This is a genomic window from Limnobaculum xujianqingii (assembly GCF_013394855.1).
GTDB lineage: Bacteria > Pseudomonadota > Gammaproteobacteria > Enterobacterales > Enterobacteriaceae > Limnobaculum > Limnobaculum xujianqingii.
In genome coordinates, this window is the sequence record NZ_JABMLK010000001.1 from 216,173 (window position 1) to 242,826 (window position 26,654).

A 26,654-nucleotide genomic window follows, 5' to 3' on the forward strand; every position below is an offset into this window, starting at 1 on the left:
GTAAGGTTCCTGCGGGCGTATGAGATAACCATCAGGCCGTTTGATTTTGAGCCGGTTTAACAATCAATGTCAGGAAGACGGACACCAGTAATGCACCTCCCATAAAGATATAAGAGGCCGCTGGCGAACCGGTACTGCCATTCAGGTAACCAACAAACCATGCGCCAAAGAAGGAACCTAAAGCACCCATACTGTTGATCAGCGCCATGGCTCCACCGGCAACGTTGCGCGGCAGCATTTCCGGAATAATGGCAAAGAATGGTCCATAAGGGGCATACATAGCGGCACCGGCAATCACCAGTAAGGTATAAGAGAGCCAGAAGTTATCGCTACCTACCAAGTAAGAGCCTAAAAATGCCAGCGCGCCGATAAGCAACAGAGGCCAGACAAACAGCTTACGGTTTTGCATCTTGTCCGATGCCCATGAAACTAAAATCATCGCAATGGTTGCCGCCAGATAAGGAACCGCGGATAGCCAGCCGGCTTCCACCATGCCCATTTGGGAGCCACTGCGCAGAATGGACGGTAGCCATAATACGAAGCCGTATACCCCGATACTCCAGGCAAAATACTGACCACACAGAATGATTACGTTACGTGAACGGAAGGCTTCACCATAGTTTCGTACTGCCTTGATACCTTCCTGCTCTTTTGCCAGTTGGGCCTGTAATGCTTCTTTTTCATCCTCGCTCAGCCATTTAGCCTGCGAAGGTTTATCATGAACCAGAACCCACCAGCAGAATGCCCAGATAACGGCAGGGATCCCTTCGATGATAAACATTTCACGCCAGCCATAAGCATGAATCAGATAACCGGAAACAATGGACATCCAGAGTACCGTCACCGGGTTACCTAATATCAGAAAGGTATTGGCCCGGGATCGTTCCGACTTAGTAAACCAGTTACTGATATAGATAAGCATGGCGGGCATTACGGCTGCTTCCACTACCCCCAGCATAAAGCGAATACCAACCAGCATCGGGATATTACTCACCAGGCCAGTTAAGGTAGCGCAGCCGCCCCACAGAATCAGACACCAGAAAATCAGGCGTTTAACGCTGCGACGTTCGGCGTAGATAGCACCGGGGATCTGGAAAAAGAAGTAGCCAAGAAAGAACAGGGCACCCAACAGAGAGGACATCCCTTTGGTGATACCGAGGTCTTCGTTGATTCCTGCGGCAGAGGCGAAGCTAAAGTTTGCTCTGTCGAGATATGCCAGACTGTAAGTAATAAACACAATCGGCATGATGTACCACCAGCGTTTGCTGGAGAGTTTCTTCGTGCTCATAGACACATCCTTTGCAAATTCATAATTAAGCTAACTGTATCCCTCTTCCTGTATTTAGGATTTGGTGGAGGGATACAACATTATTGTTATTCTTCGCCCAGCGCGGCTCGGGTCGGTAACCCTTCGCTGTCGCCAATGGCTTGTATAGCTAATGAACCAATTTTGTTACCGCGAGCAACCGCCTGTGTCAGGGTTTTTCCTTCCAGCAGGGCACTGATAACACCAACGGCAAAGCCGTCACCAGCACCGACGGTATCAATCACTTTTTCTACTTTAATTGCCGGGATAGCGGCTTTGTCTCCATTCGCCGCTTTAAACCAGGCGCCGTCAGCACCGGTTTTAATCACTACGGCTTTTACACCTTGTTCTAAATAGAAGTCTGCGATGGCTTCTGGCGATGTTCTGCCGGTAAGCACTTGTCCCTCTTTCAGGCCGGGCAGTACCAGATCGGCCATAAAGGCCAGCTGGTTTAACTGGGTGGTCATCTCCTGCTGGCTGGACCATAAGGTCGGACGCAGATTGGGATCGAAAGAGATAGTTTTCCCCATTGCCCGCATCTCTTGTGCCGCATAACGGCTCAGTTCCAGCGAACTGGTGGAAATCGCTGCCGCCACACCGCTCAGATGCAGATGGCGGGCACTGGAAAAATAATCACGATTGAAGTCTTCAACGGATAAATGACTGGCTGCTGAACCTTTACGGAAATAATCCACAATGGGATCGGTTCCATTTTCGGCTTTAGATTTGAGCTGAAAGCCGGTTGGGTAACGGGCGTCGGTGGTGACCTGACGATGGTCTACGCCTTCTTTGTTTAACTGTTGCAGAGTAAAACGACCAAATGCATCATTGCCAACCCGGCTAACCCAACCTACTTTCAGACCAAGGCGCGCCAGACCAATAGAAACATTAAGTTCCGCACCAGCAATGCGTTTGGTGAAGGTTTCCACATCCACTAAATCACCGGTTTGGGTGGCGACAAACATAGCCATAGCTTCACCCAGAGTGACGACATCCAGGGGCGTGGCGGGAGAAGTAGTAATATTCGACATAAGCACCTAATCCTTTCTGACGATATCGACATAGTGGCGGGTGACAGCCAGCAAATCGTCACCTTCCAGTGGGAATTCAATGCCTCTTGGGGCATTAGCAGGAAGCTGTTGCATCAGACCAGACCACGAGCCATCGGACTGGTCCAGTGCCACAGCCTGCCAGCTATTGTTAGTGTATGTGGCGGCTTTAACGTGAATGTAGCCCACATAATGAGCCAGCTGTTCTACGGCCTGTTGTGGCGACTGATTAACCCAGTGCCAGTTGGCCATATCAAACGTCATCTTAATGGGTAACTGCTGAGCGGTAACATCGCGAAAGAAGGCCACTATCGGGGGGAGAATTCCACAGTCTGCGGTCTGGTCATTCTCTACCACCAGTTGAACTTGTTGGGATGAGAGAAAGATACGCAGGGCAGAAAGATCGCTGCCTGATTGATAATGTCCAAGAGAAAATTTAATTAATCGGGCGTTAAGCTGCTCAGCTTCGCTGAAACGCTGAGTAAGATTAGTGTTAATCTGGCCCTGACTATCGAACAGGCCTTCAGGCACAGAGTAGAAAGCGACTAAATTATGAGAGTTAATTGCACTGGCTAATTCAGTAAGCTGTTGTAATTCGGATGTAGTAAAAAGCTCCCGGCGGATTTCAACGCCGTCAGCTCCTGATTGGGCAATTACCGGCAGTAAGGCACGCTGGCCGCCGAGTTCTGCGACTTTATCCCTGCCATAAGCGGCGGTAACCACCATCACTTGTCTGTTCATTTTGTCTCCTTGTGATGAATGATTCATCATGTTGGCAGACTAAATGGAATCGGTTCCATAAAAAAGAACCAGAGGTCAAATTTATGATCTCAGTCACGTATATTTTTTAATCAGTGGGTAGTTGAGCCTCGAATAATCAGCTCACCGTGGAATTGCTGCTCTTGAACTGGCTGGTCATCTCCCTGAATACGTTTAAGCACTTGTTCCAGCGCAGCATAGCCAATTTGATAGGTGGGTTGTTTTAGCGTGGTGATGCCCACGCCAGCCAGTTCAGCCCACTCCAGCTCATCAAAACCTAACAGACCAATATCGCTACCCCACTGGAGGCCAATGTGGCGCAGCGCTCTGGCAATTTGTAGCGTTAATGCACCGTTGACCGAGATCACCGCTTTACGCATACCGCGATATTTATGGTTAAATTCCCGCAGAATAGTTTCCAGACCGCAGGTATCTTCCAGCGTGACCTCAGCATGTTCGGCAACGGCACCCTGATGCTGTTCCATCGTCTGCTTAAAGCCCTGCAAACGTTCCAGACGGGTATTCACCAGACCGAAAGGTTCACTGACAAACAAAATGGCCTCAAAACCCTGTTGTAGCAGGTGCTCTGTTACCTGAGTGCTCGCCTGTATGTTATCAAGCCCAACGGCATCGCAGGCAAAATCGGGAATTTTACGGTCGATTAACACCATCGGCAGCAGCGACTGCTGCATCTTGTTTAGTGCTTCTTCCCGCATACCAACGGCGTTAACTACGATGCCATCTACCTGATAGCTGTTCAGTAATTGCAGATAGTGTTCTTCCTGGTCAACTTCATTATTGGTATTACACATCAACAACGTATAGTTATTAGCACGGCAGGCAGCTTCAATACCTCGCAGTACATTAACTGAATAAGGGTTGGTGATATCGGCAATGATCAGGCCAATTAGCTGACTTTGTCCACCTTTCAGGCTGCGGGCCATTTGGCTGGGGCGATAATTTAGCTGGCGAATGGCATCTTCAATTCGTTGTCTGAGGTGGTCAGAAAGCAGGTGTTGTTCACCATTCAGATAGCGGGATATGCTGGTTTTACCCGTTTTGGCTGTTTTGGCGACATCGCTGATTGTCGCACGTCCGGATGATTTCCCTTCTGATTTGCTGCTCACAGTCCGCTAACCCTTGTTGGTATCAATGCCGAAAGATTAGCATAATCATCAGATAGCAGGGAGATGAGAATCAATAATCGGGAATGTTGTCCCGAGCTAAGGTTTGATTGATACCCGATGTTATCCCCTGATATTGATGAGTAAGCGCGGCATTTTTCTCCTCAATATAGATAGTTTTTAACGTGTTAATCAGCATCAGAGCGCTGGTGGACAGACTCTGGCCTTTTAAATGCATAATACCGATCGGTCTGAGAAGGTTAGGTATGGTTAATGGCAAAATACTGATAATACCTAAACTGGCATAGTAACCGGCCACTTCAAAAGGTAAGAAAGCCACGCTATTACCATGTTGCAGAATACCAATATTGGTCATGGTTGAGATTGATTCGATATAATCGATGGGCAGCGTCATGTTTTGCCGGCGAAATTCCTGCTCTATCGGTTCTCTGACGATGGAGCTGTGGGGTGGTAATATCCAGGGAATATCCTGCAGTTCGTGCCATTTAATGCGTTTTCTTTCTGCCAGCGGATGGTGACTGCCGGTTGCCAGTACCATCGGATCTTCATACAACAGTATGGTTTCCATATCATTGGCTTTTAGCTGAGAAGAAATTAAGCCAATGATAATTTCGATTTCTCCTTCCCGTAGCCGGGGCTTCAGGTGATCCATGGTGCCTTCAATGATTTCGATAGCAATTTCAGGCGAGTTATCTTTCAGGCGGGCAATACACTGGGGTAGCGTTGCCAACGCGGCCGCGGGTAGCGCTCCAACGGTGACTTTGCCCCGAACACCAGATGACAGGGAGTGTATTTCATCACGAACCTTTCCCAGTTCAGTGAGCACTTTTTTAGCATAATTAACCAGGCTGGTGCCGTAGATGGTGGGCGTCATGCCATGGGCCGTGCGCTGAAAGAGCTTCAGCCCCATATTTTTTTCCAGTTCACTCAGGGATTTGGAAATTGCCGGTTGTGATACATGCAGATAAGTCGCCACTTTACCCACGTTGCGAAAATCATCTAATGCGACCAGCAGCTGTAAGTGCCGAAGCTTAAGGTGAAAACGAATGCTCCAGTCCAGTGAAGAGGTTGTCATATCATTCCCCAACGGCAGCCAGAAATTACCTTCCGGCATCAATGAATAACCATCCTTAGTGAAGCGTTTTATTTCCGTATAGATATTCTGAGCAGATTTAATCGGTGCAATATAACTATTTTGCTGTATCTGGTTGCTCAATGATTTTCGTTGTCAGATGTGTCATGTTAAGAAAATATAAATAATATAAAACAATAGATTGGGTATTTTTAAACGGCTAATTTTAGTTTTATACCCTCCCATTATTTAGATCACATTATTACTACATAGTTATAAACATTTCCATAACATTCATTGGACGCTCCCTCACTTTCTTCCCAGAATCAGATCCGAAGCAATATTGAACTCCCCCATTTACAAGACCTGTTTTTATAGTGCGGCAAGTCAGTACCACGATGAATTTTAATAATAATTCTGTTACAGACCCGAATAAGAAGGAGTCAAGTTATGAGCAATCAGCCTGATAGTCAGCCAGCAATCCCGTTTACCGGCGCTGAATATCTGGAAAGCCTGAACGATGGGCGCGAGGTGTGGATTTACGGCGAGAAAGTTAAGGGCAATATTGCCGATCACCCGGCGTTTCGTAATTCAGCCCGCATGGTGGCCAGAATGTATGATGCGTTGCACGACCCGGCACGCAAAGAGATTCTGACCGTCCCAACGGAAAGGGGCGGTTTTACACAACGTTTCTTTCAGGCGGCCCATAGTGCAGCAGATCAGGTTGCCGCCCGTGATGCCATTGTAGAATGGCAACGTATTAGCTGGGGCTGGATGGGGCGTTCTCCAGACTACAAAGGGGCTTTTCTCGGAACCTTAGGGGCCAATTCACAGTTTTATAAGGGATTTGAGCAAAACGCCCTACGCTGGTATCACAAAGCACAGGAGCGTAACTGGTTTATTAACCACGCAGTGATGCATCCGCCGGTTGACCGGGAGCGCCCAACGGCTGACGGCAGCGATGTTTATGTTCATGTTACTAAAGAGACTGACGCGGGCATCTATGTTAGTGGCGCTAAGGTAGTCGCTACTAACTCGGTATTAACTCACTACGCCTTTGTTGGACATATTGCTCAGGTACCGATTGCCGATCCTAACTATGCCGCAGTGTTTATGGTACCGGTCAATGCGCCGGGGACTAAGCTGCTATGTCGCATTTCTAATGAGTATCGGGCCGCGGTACTGGGCTCTCCCTTTGATTATCCACTGTCATCCCGTATGGATGAGAATGACGCCATTCTGGTGCTGGATAACGTGTTTATCCCGTGGGAAGACGTGTTTATGCACGGCTCTGTGGAGCAGGCCAATAAGTTTAATGTAGGTTCCGATTTTCTGGAGCGTGCGTCATTGCATGGCTGTACTCGTTTCGCCGTCAAGATGGATTTCATGCTTGGCCTGCTGTCAAAAAGTCTGGATATCACCGGGACCAAAGTATTTCACGGCGTACAGGCGCAGTTGGGTGAAGTGGTGGCGTGGCGAAACACCTTCTGGGCCCTGTCTGATGCCATGTGCCACAGCACCGTAGAGTGGAACGGTATGGTGCGACCTAATCCTCACTTCGCCGGTGCTTACCGGGTTCTTAATCAACTGGCGATGCCCAAAATCAAAAATATCATCGAGCAGGTGCTGGGCAGTGCGCTGGTTTATCTCAACAGCCATACCTCCGATTTTAAGAATCCGGAAATTCGCGGCTATCTGGATAAGTACGTGCGCGGCTCGGGAGGTATCAGTGCAGAAGAGCGAGTCAAAGTGCTGAAACTGATGTGGGATTCCATCGGTACCGAGTTTGGCTCCCGTCATGAACTGTATGAAATCAATTATATCGGCAGTAACGATGTGACCCGCCTGACCAATCTCTGGACGGCTCAGGGTAGCGGCATGATGGATCAATACCGGCAGTTTGCTCAGTCATGTATGGATGAGTATGACCTGGACGGCTGGACTGCGCCGGATTTAATCAATCCGGATGATGTCAGCATTTTGAGCTAAAAGTTTCAGCTTATGTACTTGCCTTCCGTCACTGATGGAGGGCGGTCAGCGAGAACCCTGGAGATCATTCCATGAGCGAAAATACAGTTATTGATAGCAGTGCAACAGCGGCTCCGTTTGATGCAAAAACCTTCCGACACACTCTGGGGCAGTTCGCTACAGGAGTGGTGGTAATTGCCACTGAAGTTGATGGAGAAATTCACGGTATGACGGCCAATGCTTTTATGTCGGGTTCTATGTCACCTCCGCTGGTAGTGGTTTCCGTTGATAAACGTGCTCGCATGCATGCTCTGTTAGAGCAGAGCGGTGATTACAGCATCAGTATGCTGGCGGCGGATCAGGAGAGTTTCAGTCGGCATTTTGCCGGTCAGCCTGATGCACAGTGCAATGTCCACTTCGAACGACTGGATGGTCAGCCGGTGATATCCGGTGCTCTGGCCTGGATATCAACCCGGATCGTTTCCCGCAGTGACTGCGGCGACCATACGCTGTTTATTGGTGAGGTGAGCCATCTACGGTCATTTGTGGAGAAAAAAGCGCTGGCGTTTCATCAGGGCTGTTACGTCGATATTACTAAACCTTGAATATCCAAATCATGATGGCCGGGTAACCACCAACCGGTACACGGCACAGATGTAAAGAGGAAACGAATCATGACAGTAAAAGCGCAGGCATTGGCCTGGATCATGTATCAGGCGACCGACTTGTCATTAATGCAGAAGTTTATGACCGATTTTGGCCTGTTTCCGGTGACGGTAGCTAATCAGCGTGATGATATTCTTTATCTGCGGGGCAGCAGCAAAGCTCCGGTTATCCATGCTACGCGCAAGGGCGATGAAAATCGTTTTCTTGGATTAGGCGTGACGGTTGCCTCTGAAGATGATCTGCACCAGTTAACGGATCATCCGGGAGCATCCGGCGTGGAGCATAACCCGATGCCGGGAGGTGGGTTGCAGGTTCGTCTGCAAACGCCGGACGGTATTGAAATCTGTGCCATTTACGGTGCTGAGCCAGCTGTACTTCTGCCGTTTCGCGACCCTCATCTGTTTAATTCCGCTTTTGATAAACCCAGGGTAAATGCCTCTATCCGTGCCCGTCCTGAAATTGTGCCAGTGCTATCACTGGGCCACTGCGTGCTGCGCGTCAGCAGCTGTGAACAGTCAACCCGTTGGTTTGAGCAGACGCTGGGCATGATCGTTTCTGACTATATCTGTACGCCGGATGAGCGTCCGGTTGGGGCTTTCATGCGCTTTGACCACGGTGATGTACTGGTGGATCACCACTCCCTGCTGATTAACGAAGCGAAAGAGATTGGGGTGCACCACTGTGGGTTTGAAATGCAGGATATCGACTCAATACATGCGGCCCATGACTATCTGGTGAGTCAGGGTTATCAGTTGGAGTGTGGTGTAGGTCGGCATCTGCTGGGCAGTCAAATTTACGATTACTGGATGGACCCTTTTGGCAACCGGGTTGAGCACTATACCGATGGCGATGTGGTTAATCATCACCATCAGCCAACTCGCTTCTGCGGTAGCGCAGAAGGAACCACTCAGTGGGGAATGAAGGTTCCGCCATCATTTTTTGAATAACGGTTAGCTTTCTGAACCGAACTTATCTTTGCAGCCTATGGGAGAGTCCATGATGGATAATTCAAAAATACATATTCAAACCCCTGTGGGGGAAGTGCTGGTATCTAAAGCGGATCTGGATCCGGATAAATGGATGTTGTTTGAGAAGACCGGGTTACGTCAGTACGTGCTGTGGGTTAATCCGGAAACCGGTGCCAGCGTCGCATTGCTGGATTTCCCCGAAGGTTCCGGCGTACCGGAGAAGCATCGTCATGCTTCTAATCAGTTTATGTACTGTCTGGAAGGAGAATACGCCTATACCGGCAGCAATCTGACGCTAAAACCGGGTGACTTCTATATGAATCCGCTCGGCTCCTACCATGGCCCAACTAAAGCGGTAAAACGCAGTTTGCTGCTGGAGATTTACGACGGTCCACACTATTACGAAAAGCCGGAATATCACACCGAAGAGACCATTGGCAAAGTGGTTGCTGAACCAGAATAGGCGGGAGGCACAATGAAACTGGCAAGCTATTTGCTCGACGGTTATACCAGCTATGGCGCAGTGATAGGGGATCGCATTGTTGACTTGGGATCGCGTCTGGGTGGCAAGTACTACGACCTGCATGAGCTGATTAAAGCGGATGCATTAAATGAAGCACGGGAGATTGTAAAGCAGCACTGGGCCGATCTGGACTGCAATGGAGTGACTTTCCTTCCGGTTATCGTCAATCCGGGCAAGATTTTCTGCGTGGGCCTGAATTATGAGGCTCATCGGGTGGAGACCCGACGGGATGAAACTAATCATCCAACTATTTTCTTGCGGCTGGCTTCGTCACAACAGGGACATATGCAGCCGTTATTACTGCCTCCGGAGTCGACCCAGCTTGATTATGAAGGAGAAATTGCCCTGATTATTGGCAAAGGTGGACGGCGTATTCCCGTTGAACAGGCAATGGAACATATTGCTGGTTACGCCTGCTACAACGATGGTTCAGTGCGGGATTGGCAGTTCCATACCACTCAATGGGCCCCCGGTAAAAATTTCGATAAAACCGGGGCCTTTGGTCCATGGATGGTAACCAGTGATGAAATTGAACCGGGAAGTGTGATGACGCTGATTACCCGCCTTAACGGTCAGGAGGTGCAACGTACCTCAACTGACTTACTGACTCGGGGCTTTGCCGAACTGATCGCCTATATCTCAACTTTTGCCACCCTGGAGCCGGGGGACGTAATTATTACCGGTACGCCGGGTGGGATTGGCTCTAAACGAGTCCCTCCGCTGTTTATGAAAGATGGCGATGTGGTGGAAGTGGAAGTCGACAAAATAGGAATTTTGCGTAATCCGGTGGTGGCTGAGGCCCCACGGTATGTTGACCATTCGGCGCTCAAATAAGGAAAACGGTAATGACGATAAAAAAACGAATTTACAGCCCACAGGTGACCGAACCGGCAGAAGGAATGTGGTCGAATGCTCTGTTGGTTGACCAGATGCTGTTTATCTCCGGCCTGACTGCCAGAGGTAAGAATCTGGATGAAGTGATTGGGAAAGATGAGTACCAACAGGCAAAAGTAGTGTTTAGCAAAATACGCGATCTGGTGGAATCGGCTGGTGGGGTGATGGATGACATTGTGAAGATGACCATTTTTGTTACCCACATCAGTGAAAACAAACTGGTTTGGCAGGCTCGTCGTGAGTTTTTTAGTGGAGATTTTCCAGCCTGTACGCTGGTGGAAGTGAAGGGGTTAGCCAGGCCGGACATTTTGTTGGAAATAGAGGCTACGGCGATTGTTGGCTGCTCCGGCTAAAACCCGGCAGTTATTTTTAACCAGAGGAAAATCATATGGTTTCCGTTGAAAAAGTATTTAGCCATTTTGGCCTGAACAATCTGAACTCTGGTGCTTATTGCAGCACGCAGGGCTGGGCATCAACCGAAGAGAAAAATGCCTTTGAGGCGATTAATCCAGCTACGGAAGAAGTTATTGCCCGAATCTCACCGGCCAGCAGTCAGGATTATGAAGATATCGTTGAATGTGCACGCACTGCGGCGCTACGCTGGAGAATGGTTCCAGCCCCGAGCCGCGGTGAACTGATTGCCCGTATCGGCGCATTAGTGGCAGAAAATAAAGAACAGCTGGCGGTATTAGTCACGCTGGATACCGGTAAGTCACTGGCAGAAAGCCGTGGTGAAATTAAAGAAGTGATCGATATGGCTACGCTGGCCGCAGGCCAGTCACGGATGTTGTATGGTTATACCCAGCAGTCACAGCGGGCGAAGCACCGAATGTACGATCAGTGGTTGCCTTTGGGGGTAGTGGGCATTATCTCCGCCTATAACTTTCCGGCAGCGGTTTGGGCGCAAAATGGGTTTCTGTCAGCCATTGGCGGCAATACCGTTATCTGGAAGCCCAGTCCAAAAGTACCGCTAACGGCGCTGGCGATTCAGCGACTGGCTAATCTGGCGATGGAGGAGCTGGGACAACCAGGTGTCTTTTCCCTGTTTTTGCCAAATGATAATCAGGTAGCAGAAAAGCTGATTACCGACACTCGGGTGAATATGATCTCTTTTACCGGCTCGACCGGGGTTGGTAAAAAGGTTGCCAACATTGTGGGCAGTACCTTGGGGCGTCGCTATATGCTGGAGTGCTCTGGTAACAATGGCTGCATCGTGGATGAAACTGCCGATCTGGAGATGGCGGCGTCGGCACTGGCATTTGGTTCTGTTGGTACTACCGGACAGCGTTGTACCAGCACGCGGCGGGTGATAGTGCATAGATCTGTCTCCGCCCGTCTAATTGATCTGCTTAAACAGGCCTGGAAACAGATCAATGTTGGCGATCCGGCAAAAGCTGAAACCCTGGTGGGGCCGCTGGTAGATAAAACGGCGGTAGCGGATTTTGAAGCTGCGGTAACACAAGCCACTCAATTGGGCGGTAAGGTGGTGTCTGGTGGACATCGGATGCCGGGCAATGGTTACTTCGTTGAACCAACCATTATTGTTAATGCCAGTAATGACTGGCCCTGCGTTCAAAGTGAAACCTTTGCACCTATTCTGTACGTGATGGAGTACGAAAATCTGGAGCAGGCCATTGAAATGCATAACGCCGTGGCTCAGGGGCTGGCTTCCGGTATTCACAGTACCAACCTTTCTAATATTGAACTGTTCCTTTCCGCGGCGGGCAGCGATTGCGGCATTGTGCGGGTGAATATGGGCACCACCGGCGCTGATGTTGGTGCCGCTTTCGGCGGGGAAAAAGAGACGGGCGGAGGGCGAACCGCGGGTTCTGATGCCTGGCGTGAGTATATGCGACGTCAGAGTGTATGTGTGAATTGGGGCAAAGAGACCGCCTGGGATAGCAAATTCAGTTTTAAATCGTGAGTTAAATAACCGGGTAATTGCGCGACAGGACAGGGATGTCCACCTCTGTCGTTTTCTGACTATTTGTTGCGCTCAAACTAATTAACATCAGAGAGAGGCAATTATGTTATTTGTGGTATTCAATATCGATCGACCGGAAGGGGCTGAGGCAATTCGCAGTACTGTGCGCCCTGCCCATCTGGCATTTATGAAAGCGCTGGGAGATAAGGTTCAGGCCGGAGGGCCGGTGTTATCTACCAATGGTGAAAAGCCATTTGGCGGAATGTATATATTGCAGGCGGATAGCCATCAGGAAGCCGTCAATGTGGCACAGTCTGACCCTTACGTTAAAGCGGATCTGTTTTTGCAGCAGTATGTTCAGCCGTGGCGGTGGAATACCAATCGTCCGGAAGGGGTGGAAGTCTGGTAGTAATTAACGAATTACATTCGTTAATTCAGATTGCTGATAAACTTAATCAATCAGTAACGGCGTATATTCCGGCCGTAAAAATAATATTGCTCATATCACCTTGGTGCCCGGCCGGAAGACCATCTGTACTTAACTAAGGAGTGCTCCGGGCCTAGATTCCCTAGGGGCGCTTCGGCAGCTAAAGCTGCTACGACCCCAACGGCAATCTCTCCCTCCGATTGGCTATGTTAAAACATAAAATTAAATCATCTGACTTTGTCAGCAGTCTCAATTAACGAATTACATTCGTTAATTCTGGTTATCTGTAGATGAACAGCATTGAGATGTTTGGCGCTAGCTCGTTGCATTGAAATGCTTTTTTGTTCTTTTGACGCTACACTTACGATGATAAAGCGTCTTAAGGATGAGTGACGTTGCCCGTAAACCTGAATATATCCATCTCTTACAGATAACGTGACCATGATAGAACTCATCATCAGAATTGCTAAAAAATTCTCTACCCGAATTGAGTACCCAACCTCATTCAGTTGCCTTGATGATGAAAGAAGGACCCGGCACGTTATCGGCACCCATGCCTGTACCATCGCTGGTGCACTGATCTTTATTCCTATTCACCTTTTTGTCAGCGACCTGCCTTTGGGCGCGTTGTTTAACACTATCTGTATTGCGTTATGTTTGTTGTCGCTGGTTGATTTATGGTTTCGCGGCAATTTGAATCAGACACTATGGATTACGGTTTTATTGCCTTCTGTTCTGGTGATCTCGCTGTTCTGGCTGTTTCAGGGTCGGGCGCAAATAAGTGCTTTTCTGATTATTCCCCCCGGATTTGCTTTTTTGCTGTTGGGCCGTCGTCATGGAACGCTGTTTGGTCTGGGGTATGGCTTAACTATCGTTGCTATCGTGCTGTTTCACCTGAAAAGCTGGCCAGAGTTCGCCTATACCCCGGCAGCGATGATCAATATGATGGGGGCTCTGGTGCTGGCGCTGTTCTGGGGGTTTATTGGCGAACGGATTCGTGGTGAAACCTTCCAGACCATTGAAACTATAGCGGAAACTGACGTACTGACTGATTCTATCAATCGCCGCCATTTCTTTGAAGAGGTGTTGCGGGTGCATAAAATTACCCGTTATCAAAGTTCGTCATTTGCCATGATGATGATGGATATTGACTCATTCAAAAGCATCAATGACCAATATGGGCATGATATGGGGGATAAGGTACTAATAGAACTGGTACATATGCTGAAAGGGCAGATACGGTCCGGCGATATTATTGGCCGACTGGGGGGCGACGAGTTTGGTTTGCTTTTCCCTAATATCACGGTGCAGGAAGCGGTGGGACGGGCAAAGAACATTTGCCAGCAGGTAGATAACTATCAATTTATTAGCTCTGATGGTCAGCATGTTCCGGTGACCATCAGTATTGGTGTCGCGATGTTTTTGCCGGGTAACTCATTAACGGCAGAGCAAATCTATAAAACAGCGGATCAGCAGCTGTATCGCGCTAAACAGGCTGGAAAGAATCAGGTTGCGGTATCTGACGGAGTATAAGGGCCGTTTCTGTGTAAGATAAAAATTAGCCCTCCGGGTTCAAGCGACGGACTGAAAATGTATCAACAAGCTGTCAGCTTACTATCGGTTATCGTGCAGGCCAGCGTGCTGGTTAAGTGAATTTCAGTTTCGGTTCAGAACCGTGTCTGGAATGAAGGTTTATTGAGACTTACACCTGACAATAGATAGAATTTTAAACCGTTTATTATTTAAATAGTTATGCCATTTTAGGGGTTGTGATAGCCGGGTGAAATTAATCAAATCAGGCAGGGATATAGAATATTAGAACTAACTATAAAAGTAACAATGAGATATTTTGTTGAATGTAAGATCGAGTTTTAGATTAAATGTAGTAAGAGCAACTTCTGTATCAACGATAGTATTGGAATATTTTTTATGCTGTTACTTCAGCAGTAATTCTGTAATTAATATCTTATTGTTTTTCAATGTTATTATTTGATTATCAAAAGATAATGTCAGATACCGATAATTCATTATTATATGCTATTTATATTATTTAATTAAAATACTAATAAAAGCTTATAAAAAATTGAAATTAAATGGCTATGCTTTGTAAATCAGAATAGTTGTTGGCTATTAATCAGGTAGTGAAATTGTATCAATAATCATGAAGTATAATTGAGTTGATTCTTATGTTTTATTTTAAGGTATACACCTGTTAATCAATCGATTTTTTACTTATTATACGGCGATTATATATGCTGGTGTCTTTGAGATGGGTATGTTGAGGGAATGATGGATTGTAATAATAAGAGTCGTTATAGATTTTTTTTCGCTCTAATTTTACCTTTGGTTTTACCTGTTAATGCGGCTTCATTGGATGAAAGCATGATTGGGGTAAGGGTTAAGGGTGGAAGTTCTCATAGCCAAACATCGACTCCTGCTTCTGAAGTCGAATCGCCAAATCGCAGATCTACTCCGGAACAGAGCACAGCATCACCGAAAACCTCCTCTAAGGTAGCTTCCAAAAGTACAAGCGATCGACAACATCAGACTGACTCCAGCAAAAAGATTGCTGAACTTGAAAAGAAAATTTCAACCCTCGAGTCAGAGTTAAAAGCATCTAAAGCTAAACCGCCGGTATCTGATGGAAAAGGCACTATTTCTCAAGCGCAAGAGAGTAAGCTGGATCAGCAGATAACGACGCTAAAATCACAATTATCAGGTGCAGAGTCTCGCCTGCAAGCTATGCAAAAAACGGCAGATGCAGAAAAAAAACAGCTGGCGGAATTGAAGGCTCAGAACGAAAAATTACAAAGCAATAAAACAGAAGAGCAGAAAAAGCAGTTATCTGTATCCGGCGTGCAGATAAATCAAATTGCGGCGTTAGAGAAACAACTGGCTGAGTCCAAAGCGAAGCAGGAAAAACTTCAGGTGAGCAGCGCCGAAGAGTTGAAAAAGCAGCAAACCGCTTCAGCGGCTCAGGCCACACAAATCGCCGCGCTGGAAAAACAGCTGACCGAATCCAAAGCACAGCAGGAAAAACTTCAGGGCAGCAGCGCTGAAGAGCTGAAAAAGCAGCAAACCGCTTCAGCGGCTCAGGCTACACAAATCGCTATGCTGGAAAAACAGCTGGCAGATGCTAAAACGCAACATGACAAACTTCAGGGGAGCAGCGCCGAAGAGCTGAAAAAACAGCAAACCGCTTCAGCGACTCAGGCTAAACAAATTGCTGCGTTGGAGAAGCAACTGACCGAAGAGAAAACGCAGCGTGACAAGTTGCAAAGCATCAGCTCTGAAGAACAGAAGAAACAACAGGCCACTGCTGTTGCTCAAGTAGCGCAAATTGCCGCACTGGAAAAGCAACTGACGGGAGAAAAAGCTCAACGGGAGATACTGCAAGGTAATAGCAGTGAAGAGCAGAAAAAACAGCAAGCGGCATTTGCAGCGCAATTGAAGCAAATCACCGATCTGGAAAAACAGCTGGTGGAAGCGAAGGCGACACCTGCATTAAATACCGAAGAGCAGTCTAAACAGAAGTTGGCCGCAACCCAGTCTGTTCAGGAAATTGAAACACTAAAAGCTCAGTTAGCAGAAGAAAAATCTCAGCATGAGCAGCAGAAGAGTCGTGCTGACACTCTGGTTAAACAACAAGTCGCCGGACAAGAGCTGTTGGCTTTATTTAATAAACAGCTTACTGCCCAGCAGCCACTAGCCAGTAACGCCGCAAGTAAGCCTGATGAGTCGGCAAATAAGCAGGTTACCAACTTAGAAAATGAATTGAAAACAGCTCAGGCTCAATTGAAGGCATTGCAGGAAAAACAAACCGTTGCTACATCTGAAACTGCTGAACCTAAAACTACAGGTGATAAGCCAACCATTCCGAAGAAGGAAGATGAATTAATTGCTTATGCGCTGGGTGTGCAGTTGGGGGATAAGGTTCAGGATTCACTGACAGAAAATGCTGAGTTGGGCCTGAGTGTTAATACTAACTGGGCGTTGCTTGGTCTGGTAGATACCGTGAAGCAGCAGTTACAGGTAGATCGCGGTGTTCTGATGGATAGTCTGAATAAAGTGAGTGATACCATCCGTCGTAATATGCTGGCGAAAAAGCAGGAAGCGGAAAAAAGCGGTAAACAATATCAAAAAGAGTTCGCAGCAAAACCCCAGGTGAATAAAGATCCAACGGGTTTCCATTATCGTATTGAATACGGTGGGGATAATAAGATCCCTGATAATGCCAATATCATGATTTCAGTAAAAGAGAGTCTGGTTGATGGTACGGTTATCGAAGATATGGATGTTCAGCGTCGCTATGTAACTCAGCCGCTGACCAAATACCCTCCGGTATTTAAAGCTGCACTGGCCCGGTTGCGCGATCACGGTAGCATGACGTTGGTGGTACCTCCGGAATTAGCTTATGGTGACCGGGGGTTGGCGCCATTGATTCCACCAGGTTCTACTATTGTCTATAACATTCGGATTGTAGGGGTCACAACCTCGAAATAGGGCCGAAGGTTAATTGATATAACCAAATATAAAAATGGGGTGGAGAGTAATTTCCACCCCATTTTTAATGGTTACCATTCAAGGCCCTTTGGGGCCTTGTGTTTTTGGGCTGCACAATTCAGTTTTATCAGTAAAACACATCGAAACAGATTGAATAAATAATTTTAATCTCATGATAATTATAATTATTTATTGTTTTGGCACGGTTCGTGCAATTATCTTTTTAAACGAAACAGAATCAGAACAGAGTAATACCGGGGGGATATCTTGGATCTTGAAAATATAGTTATGCAAATCATTATCAACAGTGGCGAGGCCAGAAGCCATTGTCTTAACGCCATTCGTGAGGCGCGTCAGAAAAATTATTCAAAAGCAGAAGAGTTACTACAAACGGCAAAAGAGGCTCTTTCACGGGCTCATCAGATTCAAACCGAGATGATACAGGAAGAGATCAGAGGAAACGGACAGCCAGTCTCCATGATTATGGTGCACGCTCAGGACCACTTAATGAATGCGTTAACCGTGCGTGATTTAGCGACGGAAATGATCGAGATAGTCAAAAACCAGAACATAAAGGAGTAATCGAATGAAATATAAAATTATGCTCGCTTGTATGGGTGGCTTCTCAACCAGCATGCTGGTAAAGAAAATGCGTGAAGCCGCAGAGAAACAAGGTATTGATGCTGAAATTGATGCAGTAGCGGAAACGGAGCTGGATAAGTATAACGACCTCAATATTATCCTGCTGGGCCCACAAGTAGGCCATTTGTTGGGTGAACTTCGTTCTAAGTTTGAGACACCTATCATTATTATCGATTCAATGGATTATGGATTAATGAACGGCGAAAAAGTATTGAAGGATGCGTTAGAGCATTTGAAGTAACCACAATTTATAAATAAAAATTCTGTTATATCAGGCGCAGTGCTGTCAGGCAGTGCGGGCCTGGCTTTTACCTAAAAAAGGTGATTTATATGGATACCCGCATTACAGGATTGAGAAATACACTACAAAAAGGCATGGGCGTAATGCAATCCAGCAAATACGTTCAGGCTATTTCTGGCGGCATGATGTTGCTGTTGCCGGTAATGATGGTAGGGTCGTTTGCCAGTGTATTAGGTAGCATCAATATTGAATCTTATCAGTCGTTTATTACCAGTTTTGGGCTAAAGAGTGCTTTTAAATATTGCGCTTCTGCCACTATGAGCATTATCTCTATTTATGTCGTCTGTGCTCTGGCCTATAAAATGGCAGAGTTACATAAGAAAGACGGTATTCTGGCGGCAACGCTGGCAGTGATGGCTTTCTTTCTGGTTACGCCAATCAGTAGTTTTGAAAAAATTAAGGCCATCGAACTGACTTTCCTTGGTGCCCGAGGCATGATTGTGGCCATGATAACCGGATTAATTGCCGCCCGGTTATATGTCTGGCTAATTGATCTAAAACTAACGATTAAGCTCCCTGACTCGGTACCAGATTTCGTATCCAAATCATTCTCCAGTCTGATCCCTGCCTTTATCATTGGTTTTATATTTGCCATGGTTAATGTGCTGTTTGGTCTGACATCATTCAATAATATTCACGATTTTATTTATTATCTTGTCCAAAGCCCGCTGCAAGGGTTAGGTGCAAGCCTGACTGCGGCATTGTTAATTGTTTTTCTGGCTGAGTTTTTGTGGTTTTTTGGTATTCACGGCACGATGGCAACATCAACTATCCTGTTTACTCTATTCTACCCGCTGGATGTTGAGAACCTGAATGCCTTCCAGGCTGGTGAAGCCTTACCGTTTATTGTCACCATGACTTTTATCAATGCGCAGAAAGGACCTCGTTATCTGGCCATGTCAATTCTATTGTTGCGTTGTAAGAGTGCTCAGATGAAGAGTTTGGGTAAAGTTGGTGTGATCCCGGGTTGTTTTGGGATCAGTGAACCCTACAAATTTGGCCTGCCAATGGTATTAAACCCTGTACTGTTTGTTCCATTGATTACGGCAGGTACGTTGAATGTGGCGCTCTCTTACTTTGCTACCGTGATGGAAATTATTCCACGGGTAAATGGCATGCCATTGCCTGCAGCCGGAACACCAGAAATTATCAAAGGTTTTATGATTGGTGGTTGGCAAATGGCGATATGGCACGTGGTTCTACTGGTTGTCGCGATGCTGGTTTACTATCCGTTCATTCGTTATATGGATCGTCAAAAGCTGGTAGCAGAGACCGAAACTGCACCGCAGACTGCATAACTGGTGGATGAATATAATGAATATTATTTTTGAACGAATTAATCAGCGTGAGATTTCCCTCAAATGGGATAACCCACAGGGGCTATCGACGACTGTTGATATGCTACCAACACGTACCTATGGTGCAGAATCAGGGCAGCAATTGATTGAAACAACAAAGGATAATTGTGTTATCCATCACCGTAGTTTCTTCAAGCCAACTTATCGACTGACTTGCGGCAATCAAAGCCATATTGTGTCAGAGCGGGTACTGCCGCTGGAAGGGGCTAATAACTTCCGTGATGCTGGTGGATATGAAACGGAAGATGGCCTGATGGTACGTTGGGGGAAGCTCTACCGTTCCGACCATCTACATCGTTTAACCGATAATGATCTTATCTATTTGCAGCCGCTTGGTATTCGATCGGTGGTTGATTATCGTAATGCAAAAGAGGCAGCAAAACAGCCAAACCGCCTGTGGGCTGATGATATTCAAAGCGTATTTTACACCCCGGATGCCTCTTCGGCAGAACTGGCTGCTAAAGCTTCTAATGATGCGGAGAAAATCGATTTCCTGTTGCAGCTGGCTAAAAGTGGCGATAGCCAGTTGGCTATCGATAACTCGGGCAAGATTATGGAAGATCAGTATCGTGACTTTATTCACCATCCTGATTCTGTCGATGCTTTTCGAAATATGCTGTTGTTGCTGGCACAAAGCGGAGAGTGGGCGGTAAATCAGCACTGTCGGGGTGGTAAAGATCGCACCGGGTTTGGTATTGCGTTAGTGCACCTGGTATTAGGTGTTAAAAAAGAGTCTATTTATCATGACTATATGTTAACCAACGTTCTAAGGGCTGAGCGAAATAGCCGCAGAATGGCGCAGTATCGGGAGCAAACTACCGATCCGAACGTTCTCGGTTTTCTCTCTTCAATGATGGAAACTCGATATTCTTATCTGGATGCTTCTTTGGATGAAATAGCGCAACGCTACGGTAGTGTAGAGCGCTATATTCGTCAGGGATTGGGTATCGATCAGCAAACCATTGACTGCCTGAAAGCAATTTTCCTTACAGCTAAAAGCGGTGGTACCGTATAACCATGTTTTCCTTGTTGCCGGAACAATCAGCAGTTGTTCCGGCTTTTTTTCACCTGGCCTGAGTAGAGATTACTGTCGGTAAAATCGGTGAATTGAACAAAGCTCATCATCCACCAGTGTCACATTAAACGCTTGTTCCAGCGAAGTGATTGCCTGTTTTATTAGTCTTATTTCATCAGCATGCTGTTCAAGATACTGTGGCTTATCTTTAAAGCGGTGTCCCGACTCGCCTGCTTTGAGTCGATCCAGCATACAGGCTATATGCATAATCAAACCGATCAGCAGATTCGTTGACTGTGATACACCCAGTGACGCGATAATTTTATTATTGAACTTACGTATCTCACTGACCAAATAATCTGGCGGTAGATTGACAATCAGCTGTTCCAGCGTGCCGGTAACCAGCGAGTAAGTGGCTTCAGTATCGATTAACGATTGCAAACTGGATATGCCATTACGATGCAAAATATCGGCCAAATCAAACAGTGGAATATCGCAATATATCGGGAAAGGGCTAACAATAGCGATGATCATATAGTCAGCAGACAGGCGTTCAATATGACGTTTTACGCTGGACTCGCTATTGATGTTTAACGGAATGATATCAATTAAATTTTTACGGTAAGAGAGGGATTTTATCAATAAATTTTCAATGACTTGTGCGGTTCCCTCTCCGGTTGTGCACAAGGTAATAATCGCCAGTTTACGACTAATCAAATGTTCCCTGACGGGGGATTGCGTTGAGTCGGTCGGGTTAACTTGCGATGTCAGGAATTGATTTACTTTCTGTACATCCTGATACACCTCTGACAATGAATTACCGTTCATTGCGCTTTGAATCGCTTCAATGACGTGCATGGTGCTGATCAACTGTAGTGAAGCGACTTTTATGCCACATTGCTGTTCAATTGTAGCTGCAAAGGTGGTCAGTGATCCCATGTCTACCAGCAACATAATATCGGACTGATTTTTACTGGTTCGGATGTAATCAATAATGCGTTCCAGCACCTGTTGAGCTTTTTCCTCCAAAGGTGCATTAAATGCTATGGCATAATTTACACCCAGCAATTCATTGGCCGTATCTGCCAGCGCACTGGCGGTATTTTTACCGTGTGCCACTACGAAAATCTGTACGTCATTATGTTGCAGGTCGATGCCCCGCTCACCAAACACCAGAAACATGGTAAGAAAGCCTGCTTCATCAATGGGAAGCGTGACTTCCATCACTCGTTCAATCATATGCAGGCAATCCAGCGCCACATTAAACATTTCACTGTGGGAAGTGCGAATACGATTAAGCTGCGGGTGAACAATACACTTATTGCTGCGCACTCGTTCAACCGCATGTTCAATGTGGTTAGCTAAACCATAATATAGTCGTGGATTTAGAGGGCGTTGAAATTTCACTTCAACATACTGAATCAGTTCTTCGGTGAGACGTAGCGTTTTCTCGGATACCAGGCTGTCCAGCTTGCTGGAGTTATAGTGACGGGTGGCGCTGTTGATATGCATCTGAAAATATTCAGCGATATCATTCTCAATGGTTTTTTCTAATACGCTATCGTCAACACCCAGACTTTTTAACTCAGACATGCGTAAATTTAGCATGTCATAAATATTGTCTGCGGGATGATCTTCAACAAATATGCAGGCATCATCGGCAGAGAAAACGATGCTTTTTTTATTGATGCCAATGATTTTATTCCAGATTTGGCGATGTTCAATATGAGTAAACAAAGCGTTGTTGGCATAGTCTGGCAAAGTACGGCTATACACTTCAATTTGAGCAGTTTTACCGGAGCAATATTCCACATAAGCACTGGCACAGGCAAAACGAATATCTGATTTTAACTGGCCAACATTATTGGCACAGTCGTAGCTGAGTAAGGCCCGTAGCGTATTGGCTGAAACCGTAATTTGGCTATGCAAATGACCAGCTTCCTGACTAAAAAAGCGTTTAATCAAGTTAAAGCGTTCTTCAAACGTTCGCGATCGCAGCGCCGGTAGGGTGATTGCCATAGGAAAGCGTCGGGTAAAGGTATTTAACAACGCTGATTGTGGTGATTCCGTCGTGGCAGCAAAAATACGTACCGGTGCGGTGCGTTCTATCGCGGTTTCTCCCAGGCGACGGTAAATTCCCTTATCAATAAAGGTAAAGAACATCTCCTGCCCTTCGGGGGGCAAGCGGTGAACTTCATCCAGAAATAATATTCCCCGATTGGCTTTTTCCAGCAAACCGATACGTTCTTCATCGGCACCAGTGTAGGCCCCACGTTTGGCACCAAATAGTTGAGCAAGAAGCAGTTGTGGGTTGTTGGCATAATCAGCACAGTTGAAAATGACAAAAGGAGCATCTTGCGCAATTTGTTGAGTTTCGATGGCATAGGCATGAAGCATTTCTGCAAACATAGATTTGCCAACACCTGTTTCACCCAGCAATAACAGGTTCATACCCTGGGGTGGATAGAGTATGGCGGCTTTAGCCTGAGCGACTGCGGAATAAAGGCTGGGATTTTGTTCAACAAAAGTATCTAACTGCTGACTGAGAACCTGTTGCGGAACATCCTGGGCTTCGACACAGAAATAATAGACGGGTTTCCCTTTAGTCTTGGTCGCTTTTCCCTGGTTAACCAGCTTGTTTAATTCACTGCTAACATTAGCACGTGATAAACCCGTATTTTCGGCTAACTGAGAGGCGGTAATACCTTCTGGTTGATTACTCTTTCTCAAATAATCATAAACAATGTCGATTCTCATATTCTTATTATTACTTTGTGATACCAGTCAGTATTGTCAAAGGAGAGCGTGACGGAGTCTCCATATATGGCTGGTTGATTATGGTGACTTTAATTGAATAAATAACGATAACCATGATGCCCCATGGTACACATAAACACGCATACTTCGGATATTAAGTTGGCTATTTTAGAGCTGAGTCTCATTTGTTAAGTCACTAATGGCAAGGACGGAGAAGTGAATATGAATGATGGGCGGTAAACGGCATCGTAAATTTTTTACCAATAGAATTATCAGATAATCAAATAGTTGTTCAGGTAGAAAAATTATTTTTATTTATATGTATTAACGGCATAAAACCAGTTCTTTAATCTGGGTTATGATGAATTCATCATACTTTTCGCTAATGGTCTATACTTATTAATATAGTGTTAACTATAGGGTTAAATATTTTGTCAACAAGAAGGAAAGCGTAATGAAGAATATTCAATTAGCGAAAGTAATGACGGCAGCTGTTTTGGGTACGGTGTTATTAAGCGGTAGTGCATTTGCTGAAGAAAGCGTAGTTGATAAGGCCAAGTCCGCAGCCAGTGATGCCGGTGATAAAATTGAGCACTCAGCGAAGAAAGCCGATCTGTATATGGGTGATAGTGCCATCACAGCAAAAGTTAAAACGGCATTACTGGATGCTAAAGATATTAAAAGTACCGAAATCTCCGTAGAAACCATTAACAGTATGGTTTATCTGACCGGTAATATCGCCAGCAAAGCACAGGCTGAACAAGTGGTTCAACTGGTTGGTAAAGTCGAAGGTGTTACCAGCGTTAAAAATGATCTGGTGATTAAACCCTGATTGAACGGCTCTTGGTTAATTAAACAAGAGTGCCACAGTGTTTCCCCCTAATTCATAGTTTATCTAATTTCATTGCAATTAATGAGTAAGGAGCTGGTTATGTTTCGTTGGGGAATTATCTTTTTGGTGATCGCGCTGATTGCTGCCGCATTAGGTTTTGGCACGCTGGCGGGAACTGCCGCCTCAGCAGCGAAAATCGTATTTGTTGTCGGGATTATCCTGTTTATTGTTAGCCTGTTTACCGGGCGAAAACGGCCCTGAAGGCCATGTGAATATCTGATTCATAAGTGAATATTGATAGCGAAAAAGTCTGCAGAAATGCGGGCTTTTTGTTTTATTGGGGCTTTTGTTTATTGGGTGTATTAGGGTAGCCTGTCTCTTGCTGGTATCACCGACTGGGGCTTGAAGGGAATCGTAATGAAAAAAGGGCTATCACTATTATTCATATTTGCCTGTTTCAGCGTATGGGCCAACTGCGATGATACCCCGCCAGATTTAGCCAACATGCTGAGTCATTCTGTTGGCAGTAAAGATGTTATTGCGGTAGTGAAAGGCAGTATTCATCCTGAATTTGACGCAGAAGGTCAGGTTTATGTGGATTACTTCGATGTCGTCCGATCCTATGGCTTAGATATTTCCAATGGACGTTATCTGTTGAAGGTTAATCGTAACTGGGGCAATGGATGTCACTTTTATGCCGAAGATGTGAAACTCCATGAGCAGGGCGACGCGAAAGGTATGGTTTATCTGGCCTTGAGTCGGGTGCACGGACGTACGTTGGTGATGCCAGAAGGGACGGGATTTGGATTGTCTCTGGAGAATAATATGGTTATTTATCGGACTGGCGATCGGGAAGTTAAGCAGATTGAGCAGCAGTTATTTGAGCAACATGTGCTTAAAGGAATTCCGCTGAAACTTTGGCAGAGGCTAAAGGAAAATGAGTAGATCAAACTGGAATGAACGAGAGTGAGACGAATTCTTTTAGTGATTTTTAGTCTTTTCATCTTTAGTGCAAATGCTGAAGAGATGGAACATAAGGCAAATATGATGACAGCGCCTGAAGCAACATGGAAGAAAGGAGATAAGGTTGCCGAATATCTGATCTCTTTAGATAACGGTTTCTTTGAGATAGACCGTCAATTTCTGGGAATAACCAAAGAGGGTTTCTACCAGGTACAGGATTTTTATCAGAAAGACGGCAGGAAGTTTACCGATCCTTTCTTACTGAAGACGCAGCAAGGAATTCCTCAGGACTGGATGGAGTTTATGGATCTTTCTCCTGCTGTCTTGTCCGGTGATTATTTTCAATACCATGCAGATGGTTCCAAAATGGTGGAGATAAAAAGCACTGGCTTGAACAGCTATCAAAAAAAATCCTGGTATAACAATGGCCAACTGCAAAGTCAGGTTAGCTATGAAAATGGTAAACAAGAAGGGATGTTTACTTTTTGGCATGCCAATGGAAAAAAGCTGCGCGAAGGGGAGTTACTGCACGGCAAGCATAATGGCGTCTGGAAAAGCTGGCATGAAAATGGGGTGTCAGGTACCGAGGTCAGATATATCAATGGGGTACTTGATGGTGAAACATTCGGATGGCATGAAAACGGTCAGAAATACCATCAGGGAATGTACCGTAATGGTAACGCTGTTGGTATGAGTTATGTCTGGGATCAGGATGGGAATTTGGTTGAGGAGAAGGATAATGGCGGTGCTATTTAGCACATAGCCATGTACTGTATTGTTGCTTAGAAACCGGAATTTCAATATTTCGGCTCTTACTGGTTTCACCACATTGGTATATTTCGCTGGTCTTCAAAATTAAGTCGTCATTTTCCCAACGAACAAAATCAATATCGTCATATTTGTCGTAGCCATCATCTAGCTCTTTATGGATATCGACCCATGTTGTTTCAATCATCGGCTGGCTAAAATTCAAAATATGAATACCGAAAGGGCAGGCCCAGAAGCATCCTGACACCACAAGGATATTATTGACAGGGTTATAGATAATATCTGTCCAGATGAAGGTTTCATTCTCTTTGGGAATATAGTGGAACGCCTTATTCTCAGTGATATTAAAAACGCTATAACCATAAAGGTCTGTGCGAAAAATAATATAGATATTTCCATTCGAGTGATTGATTAACTTACAGAATTCTCCACTGTCATCAAGGTTTCGATAACGGTAAATAATGTCGTTTTTACTGTTTAACAATGTATTTTCAGTTGCTGAAATATTAGCTGAGGCATAAGTATTCTTTTCAACTCGATATTCCGGACTTAATTGAATGACTTCGCTGTCCTGAAAATTGGATGCGGTGAAAATGGTTTCCTGTTCTTTTCGCTGGGCCTGGTATTTTTCGGTGCAGGCGATGTTGGTCATGTCCATGTTGGTTTTTTCTCTTCCTGAGTGTGGTTTGGCTATTTTGGTGTTTTGAATCAGATATCAGGATTCGACTGTGGGTTCATGAAACTACATGGTAAAAGGAATAATTGATTGAAAAGCCCGCATGATACGGGCTTAACGCTTTATATAAGAAGAGAG

General features: G+C 45.8%; 25 protein-coding genes. 18 read left to right on the forward strand and 7 right to left on the reverse strand.

The window, feature by feature from the left end; genetic code table 11:
* Window positions 1-31: 31 nt before the first annotated feature.
* From GOL65_RS00645 to GOL65_RS00665, 5 genes are all read right to left on the reverse strand, one after another.
* Window positions 32-1,288 (reverse strand): MFS transporter, encoded by a 1,257-nt coding sequence (locus tag GOL65_RS00645; protein WP_140920500.1) that lies wholly within the window; start codon window positions 1,286-1,288, stop codon window positions 32-34.
* 86 nt (window positions 1,289-1,374) lie between these two features.
* On the reverse strand, window positions 1,375-2,337 hold the full coding sequence (locus GOL65_RS00650) for a sugar kinase (protein WP_140920501.1): 963 nt from the start codon (window positions 2,335-2,337) through the stop codon (window positions 1,375-1,377).
* Window positions 2,338-2,343: 6 nt separating this feature from the next.
* Window positions 2,344-3,096, reverse strand: a complete 753-nt coding sequence (locus tag GOL65_RS00655) for a sugar phosphate isomerase/epimerase family protein (RefSeq protein ID WP_140920502.1) — start codon at window positions 3,094-3,096, stop codon at window positions 2,344-2,346.
* A gap of 110 nt (window positions 3,097-3,206) precedes the next feature.
* Window positions 3,207-4,241 (reverse strand): LacI family DNA-binding transcriptional regulator, encoded by a 1,035-nt coding sequence (locus GOL65_RS00660; RefSeq protein WP_140920503.1) that lies wholly within the window; start codon window positions 4,239-4,241, stop codon window positions 3,207-3,209.
* Between the two features lie 70 nt (window positions 4,242-4,311).
* On the reverse strand, window positions 4,312-5,475 hold the full coding sequence (locus GOL65_RS00665; protein WP_140920504.1) for a LysR family transcriptional regulator: 1,164 nt from the start codon (window positions 5,473-5,475) through the stop codon (window positions 4,312-4,314).
* A gap of 306 nt (window positions 5,476-5,781) precedes the next feature.
* On the opposite strand from GOL65_RS00665, the gene GOL65_RS00670 reads away from it, so the two are divergent.
* The 14 genes from GOL65_RS00670 (at window position 5,782) to GOL65_RS00735 (ending at window position 20,520) form a co-directional block, all read left to right on the forward strand.
* Window positions 5,782-7,320, forward strand: coding sequence for a 4-hydroxyphenylacetate 3-hydroxylase N-terminal domain-containing protein (locus GOL65_RS00670; protein WP_140920505.1), 1,539 nt, complete (start codon window positions 5,782-5,784; stop codon window positions 7,318-7,320).
* Window positions 7,321-7,391: 71 nt separating this feature from the next.
* Window positions 7,392-7,904 (forward strand): flavin reductase family protein, encoded by a 513-nt coding sequence (locus tag GOL65_RS00675; protein WP_140920506.1) that lies wholly within the window; start codon window positions 7,392-7,394, stop codon window positions 7,902-7,904.
* 69 nt (window positions 7,905-7,973) lie between these two features.
* Complete coding sequence (locus GOL65_RS00680; protein ID WP_140920507.1) at window positions 7,974-8,912, forward strand: VOC family protein; 939 nt, start codon at window positions 7,974-7,976, stop codon at window positions 8,910-8,912.
* 49 nt (window positions 8,913-8,961) lie between these two features.
* Window positions 8,962-9,396, forward strand: a complete 435-nt coding sequence (locus tag GOL65_RS00685; protein WP_140920508.1) for a cupin domain-containing protein — start codon at window positions 8,962-8,964, stop codon at window positions 9,394-9,396.
* 12 nt (window positions 9,397-9,408) lie between these two features.
* Window positions 9,409-10,290 (forward strand): fumarylacetoacetate hydrolase family protein, encoded by an 882-nt coding sequence (locus GOL65_RS00690; protein ID WP_140920509.1) that lies wholly within the window; start codon window positions 9,409-9,411, stop codon window positions 10,288-10,290.
* An 11-nt stretch (window positions 10,291-10,301) separates the two neighbouring features.
* Window positions 10,302-10,703, forward strand: a complete 402-nt coding sequence (locus tag GOL65_RS00695; RefSeq protein ID WP_140920510.1) for a RidA family protein — start codon at window positions 10,302-10,304, stop codon at window positions 10,701-10,703.
* A gap of 35 nt (window positions 10,704-10,738) precedes the next feature.
* Window positions 10,739-12,274 carry an aldehyde dehydrogenase family protein gene (locus GOL65_RS00700; protein ID WP_140920511.1) on the forward strand — a complete coding sequence of 512 codons (1,536 nt, stop codon included), beginning with the start codon at window positions 10,739-10,741 and terminating at the stop codon, window positions 12,272-12,274.
* A 103-nt stretch (window positions 12,275-12,377) separates the two neighbouring features.
* Window positions 12,378-12,683, forward strand: coding sequence for a YciI family protein (locus GOL65_RS00705; RefSeq protein WP_140920512.1), 306 nt, complete (start codon window positions 12,378-12,380; stop codon window positions 12,681-12,683).
* 459 nt (window positions 12,684-13,142) lie between these two features.
* Window positions 13,143-14,234: a GGDEF domain-containing protein gene (locus tag GOL65_RS00710; RefSeq protein WP_140920513.1), complete on the forward strand. Its 1,092-nt coding sequence runs from the start codon at window positions 13,143-13,145 to the stop codon at window positions 14,232-14,234.
* Between the two features lie 849 nt (window positions 14,235-15,083).
* Window positions 15,084-17,204 carry an FKBP-type peptidyl-prolyl cis-trans isomerase N-terminal domain-containing protein gene (locus GOL65_RS00715; RefSeq protein WP_179038110.1) on the forward strand — a complete coding sequence of 707 codons (2,121 nt, stop codon included), beginning with the start codon at window positions 15,084-15,086 and terminating at the stop codon, window positions 17,202-17,204.
* A 267-nt stretch (window positions 17,205-17,471) separates the two neighbouring features.
* Window positions 17,472-17,786 carry a PTS lactose/cellobiose transporter subunit IIA gene (locus GOL65_RS00720; protein WP_140920515.1) on the forward strand — a complete coding sequence of 105 codons (315 nt, stop codon included), beginning with the start codon at window positions 17,472-17,474 and terminating at the stop codon, window positions 17,784-17,786.
* 4 nt (window positions 17,787-17,790) lie between these two features.
* Window positions 17,791-18,087, forward strand: a complete 297-nt coding sequence (locus GOL65_RS00725; protein ID WP_140920516.1) for a PTS sugar transporter subunit IIB — start codon at window positions 17,791-17,793, stop codon at window positions 18,085-18,087.
* A gap of 89 nt (window positions 18,088-18,176) precedes the next feature.
* The gene (locus GOL65_RS00730) at window positions 18,177-19,445 is read left to right on the forward strand and encodes a PTS sugar transporter subunit IIC (RefSeq protein WP_140920517.1); all 1,269 of its coding nucleotides are present in this window, start codon (window positions 18,177-18,179) and stop codon (window positions 19,443-19,445) included.
* A 16-nt stretch (window positions 19,446-19,461) separates the two neighbouring features.
* Window positions 19,462-20,520, forward strand: coding sequence for a tyrosine-protein phosphatase (locus tag GOL65_RS00735; protein ID WP_179038111.1), 1,059 nt, complete (start codon window positions 19,462-19,464; stop codon window positions 20,518-20,520).
* A 69-nt stretch (window positions 20,521-20,589) separates the two neighbouring features.
* On the opposite strand, the gene GOL65_RS00740 is transcribed toward GOL65_RS00735, so the two are convergent.
* Window positions 20,590-23,277 carry a sigma 54-interacting transcriptional regulator gene (locus GOL65_RS00740; RefSeq protein WP_140920519.1) on the reverse strand — a complete coding sequence of 896 codons (2,688 nt, stop codon included), beginning with the start codon at window positions 23,275-23,277 and terminating at the stop codon, window positions 20,590-20,592.
* 454 nt (window positions 23,278-23,731) lie between these two features.
* Between GOL65_RS00740 and GOL65_RS00745 the strand changes: the two genes are divergently transcribed.
* The 4 genes from GOL65_RS00745 (at window position 23,732) to GOL65_RS00760 (ending at window position 25,828) form a co-directional block, all read left to right on the forward strand.
* On the forward strand, window positions 23,732-24,109 hold the full coding sequence (locus GOL65_RS00745) for a BON domain-containing protein (RefSeq protein WP_140920520.1): 378 nt from the start codon (window positions 23,732-23,734) through the stop codon (window positions 24,107-24,109).
* Between the two features lie 99 nt (window positions 24,110-24,208).
* Window positions 24,209-24,370: a DUF1328 domain-containing protein gene (locus GOL65_RS00750; RefSeq protein WP_140920521.1), complete on the forward strand. Its 162-nt coding sequence runs from the start codon at window positions 24,209-24,211 to the stop codon at window positions 24,368-24,370.
* Between the two features lie 156 nt (window positions 24,371-24,526).
* Window positions 24,527-25,054: a hypothetical protein gene (locus tag GOL65_RS00755; protein WP_140920522.1), complete on the forward strand. Its 528-nt coding sequence runs from the start codon at window positions 24,527-24,529 to the stop codon at window positions 25,052-25,054.
* A 21-nt stretch (window positions 25,055-25,075) separates the two neighbouring features.
* Entirely contained in the window at window positions 25,076-25,828 is a 753-nt protein-coding gene (locus GOL65_RS00760; protein WP_140920523.1) for a toxin-antitoxin system YwqK family antitoxin, read from the forward strand.
* On the opposite strand, the gene GOL65_RS00765 is transcribed toward GOL65_RS00760, so the two are convergent.
* Window positions 25,821-26,498 carry a hypothetical protein gene (locus tag GOL65_RS00765; RefSeq protein WP_179038112.1) on the reverse strand — a complete coding sequence of 226 codons (678 nt, stop codon included), beginning with the start codon at window positions 26,496-26,498 and terminating at the stop codon, window positions 25,821-25,823. The genes GOL65_RS00760 and GOL65_RS00765 overlap by 8 nt on opposite strands.
* Window positions 26,499-26,654: the final 156 nt, after the last annotated feature.

Coding starts and splice junctions, on each gene's coding strand:
- GOL65_RS00645 (WP_140920500.1), bottom strand. CDS start 1,288: ATGAGCACGAAGAAACTCTCCAGCAAACGCTGGTGGTACATCATGCCG.
- GOL65_RS00650 (WP_140920501.1), bottom strand. CDS start 2,337: ATGTCGAATATTACTACTTCTCCCGCCACGCCCCTGGATGTCGTCACT.
- GOL65_RS00655 (WP_140920502.1), bottom strand. CDS start 3,096: ATGAACAGACAAGTGATGGTGGTTACCGCCGCTTATGGCAGGGATAAA.
- GOL65_RS00670 (WP_140920505.1), top strand. CDS start 5,782: ATGAGCAATCAGCCTGATAGTCAGCCAGCAATCCCGTTTACCGGCGCT.
- GOL65_RS00675 (WP_140920506.1), top strand. CDS start 7,392: ATGAGCGAAAATACAGTTATTGATAGCAGTGCAACAGCGGCTCCGTTT.
- GOL65_RS00680 (WP_140920507.1), top strand. CDS start 7,974: ATGACAGTAAAAGCGCAGGCATTGGCCTGGATCATGTATCAGGCGACC.
- GOL65_RS00685 (WP_140920508.1), top strand. CDS start 8,962: ATGATGGATAATTCAAAAATACATATTCAAACCCCTGTGGGGGAAGTG.
- GOL65_RS00690 (WP_140920509.1), top strand. CDS start 9,409: ATGAAACTGGCAAGCTATTTGCTCGACGGTTATACCAGCTATGGCGCA.
- GOL65_RS00695 (WP_140920510.1), top strand. CDS start 10,302: ATGACGATAAAAAAACGAATTTACAGCCCACAGGTGACCGAACCGGCA.
- GOL65_RS00700 (WP_140920511.1), top strand. CDS start 10,739: ATGGTTTCCGTTGAAAAAGTATTTAGCCATTTTGGCCTGAACAATCTG.
- GOL65_RS00705 (WP_140920512.1), top strand. CDS start 12,378: ATGTTATTTGTGGTATTCAATATCGATCGACCGGAAGGGGCTGAGGCA.
- GOL65_RS00710 (WP_140920513.1), top strand. CDS start 13,143: ATGATAGAACTCATCATCAGAATTGCTAAAAAATTCTCTACCCGAATT.
- GOL65_RS00715 (WP_179038110.1), top strand. CDS start 15,084: ATGATTGGGGTAAGGGTTAAGGGTGGAAGTTCTCATAGCCAAACATCG.
- GOL65_RS00725 (WP_140920516.1), top strand. CDS start 17,791: ATGAAATATAAAATTATGCTCGCTTGTATGGGTGGCTTCTCAACCAGC.
- GOL65_RS00730 (WP_140920517.1), top strand. CDS start 18,177: ATGGATACCCGCATTACAGGATTGAGAAATACACTACAAAAAGGCATG.
- GOL65_RS00735 (WP_179038111.1), top strand. CDS start 19,462: ATGAATATTATTTTTGAACGAATTAATCAGCGTGAGATTTCCCTCAAA.
- GOL65_RS00740 (WP_140920519.1), bottom strand. CDS start 23,277: ATGAGAATCGACATTGTTTATGATTATTTGAGAAAGAGTAATCAACCA.
- GOL65_RS00745 (WP_140920520.1), top strand. CDS start 23,732: ATGAAGAATATTCAATTAGCGAAAGTAATGACGGCAGCTGTTTTGGGT.
- GOL65_RS00750 (WP_140920521.1), top strand. CDS start 24,209: ATGTTTCGTTGGGGAATTATCTTTTTGGTGATCGCGCTGATTGCTGCC.
- GOL65_RS00755 (WP_140920522.1), top strand. CDS start 24,527: ATGAAAAAAGGGCTATCACTATTATTCATATTTGCCTGTTTCAGCGTA.
- GOL65_RS00765 (WP_179038112.1), bottom strand. CDS start 26,498: ATGGACATGACCAACATCGCCTGCACCGAAAAATACCAGGCCCAGCGA.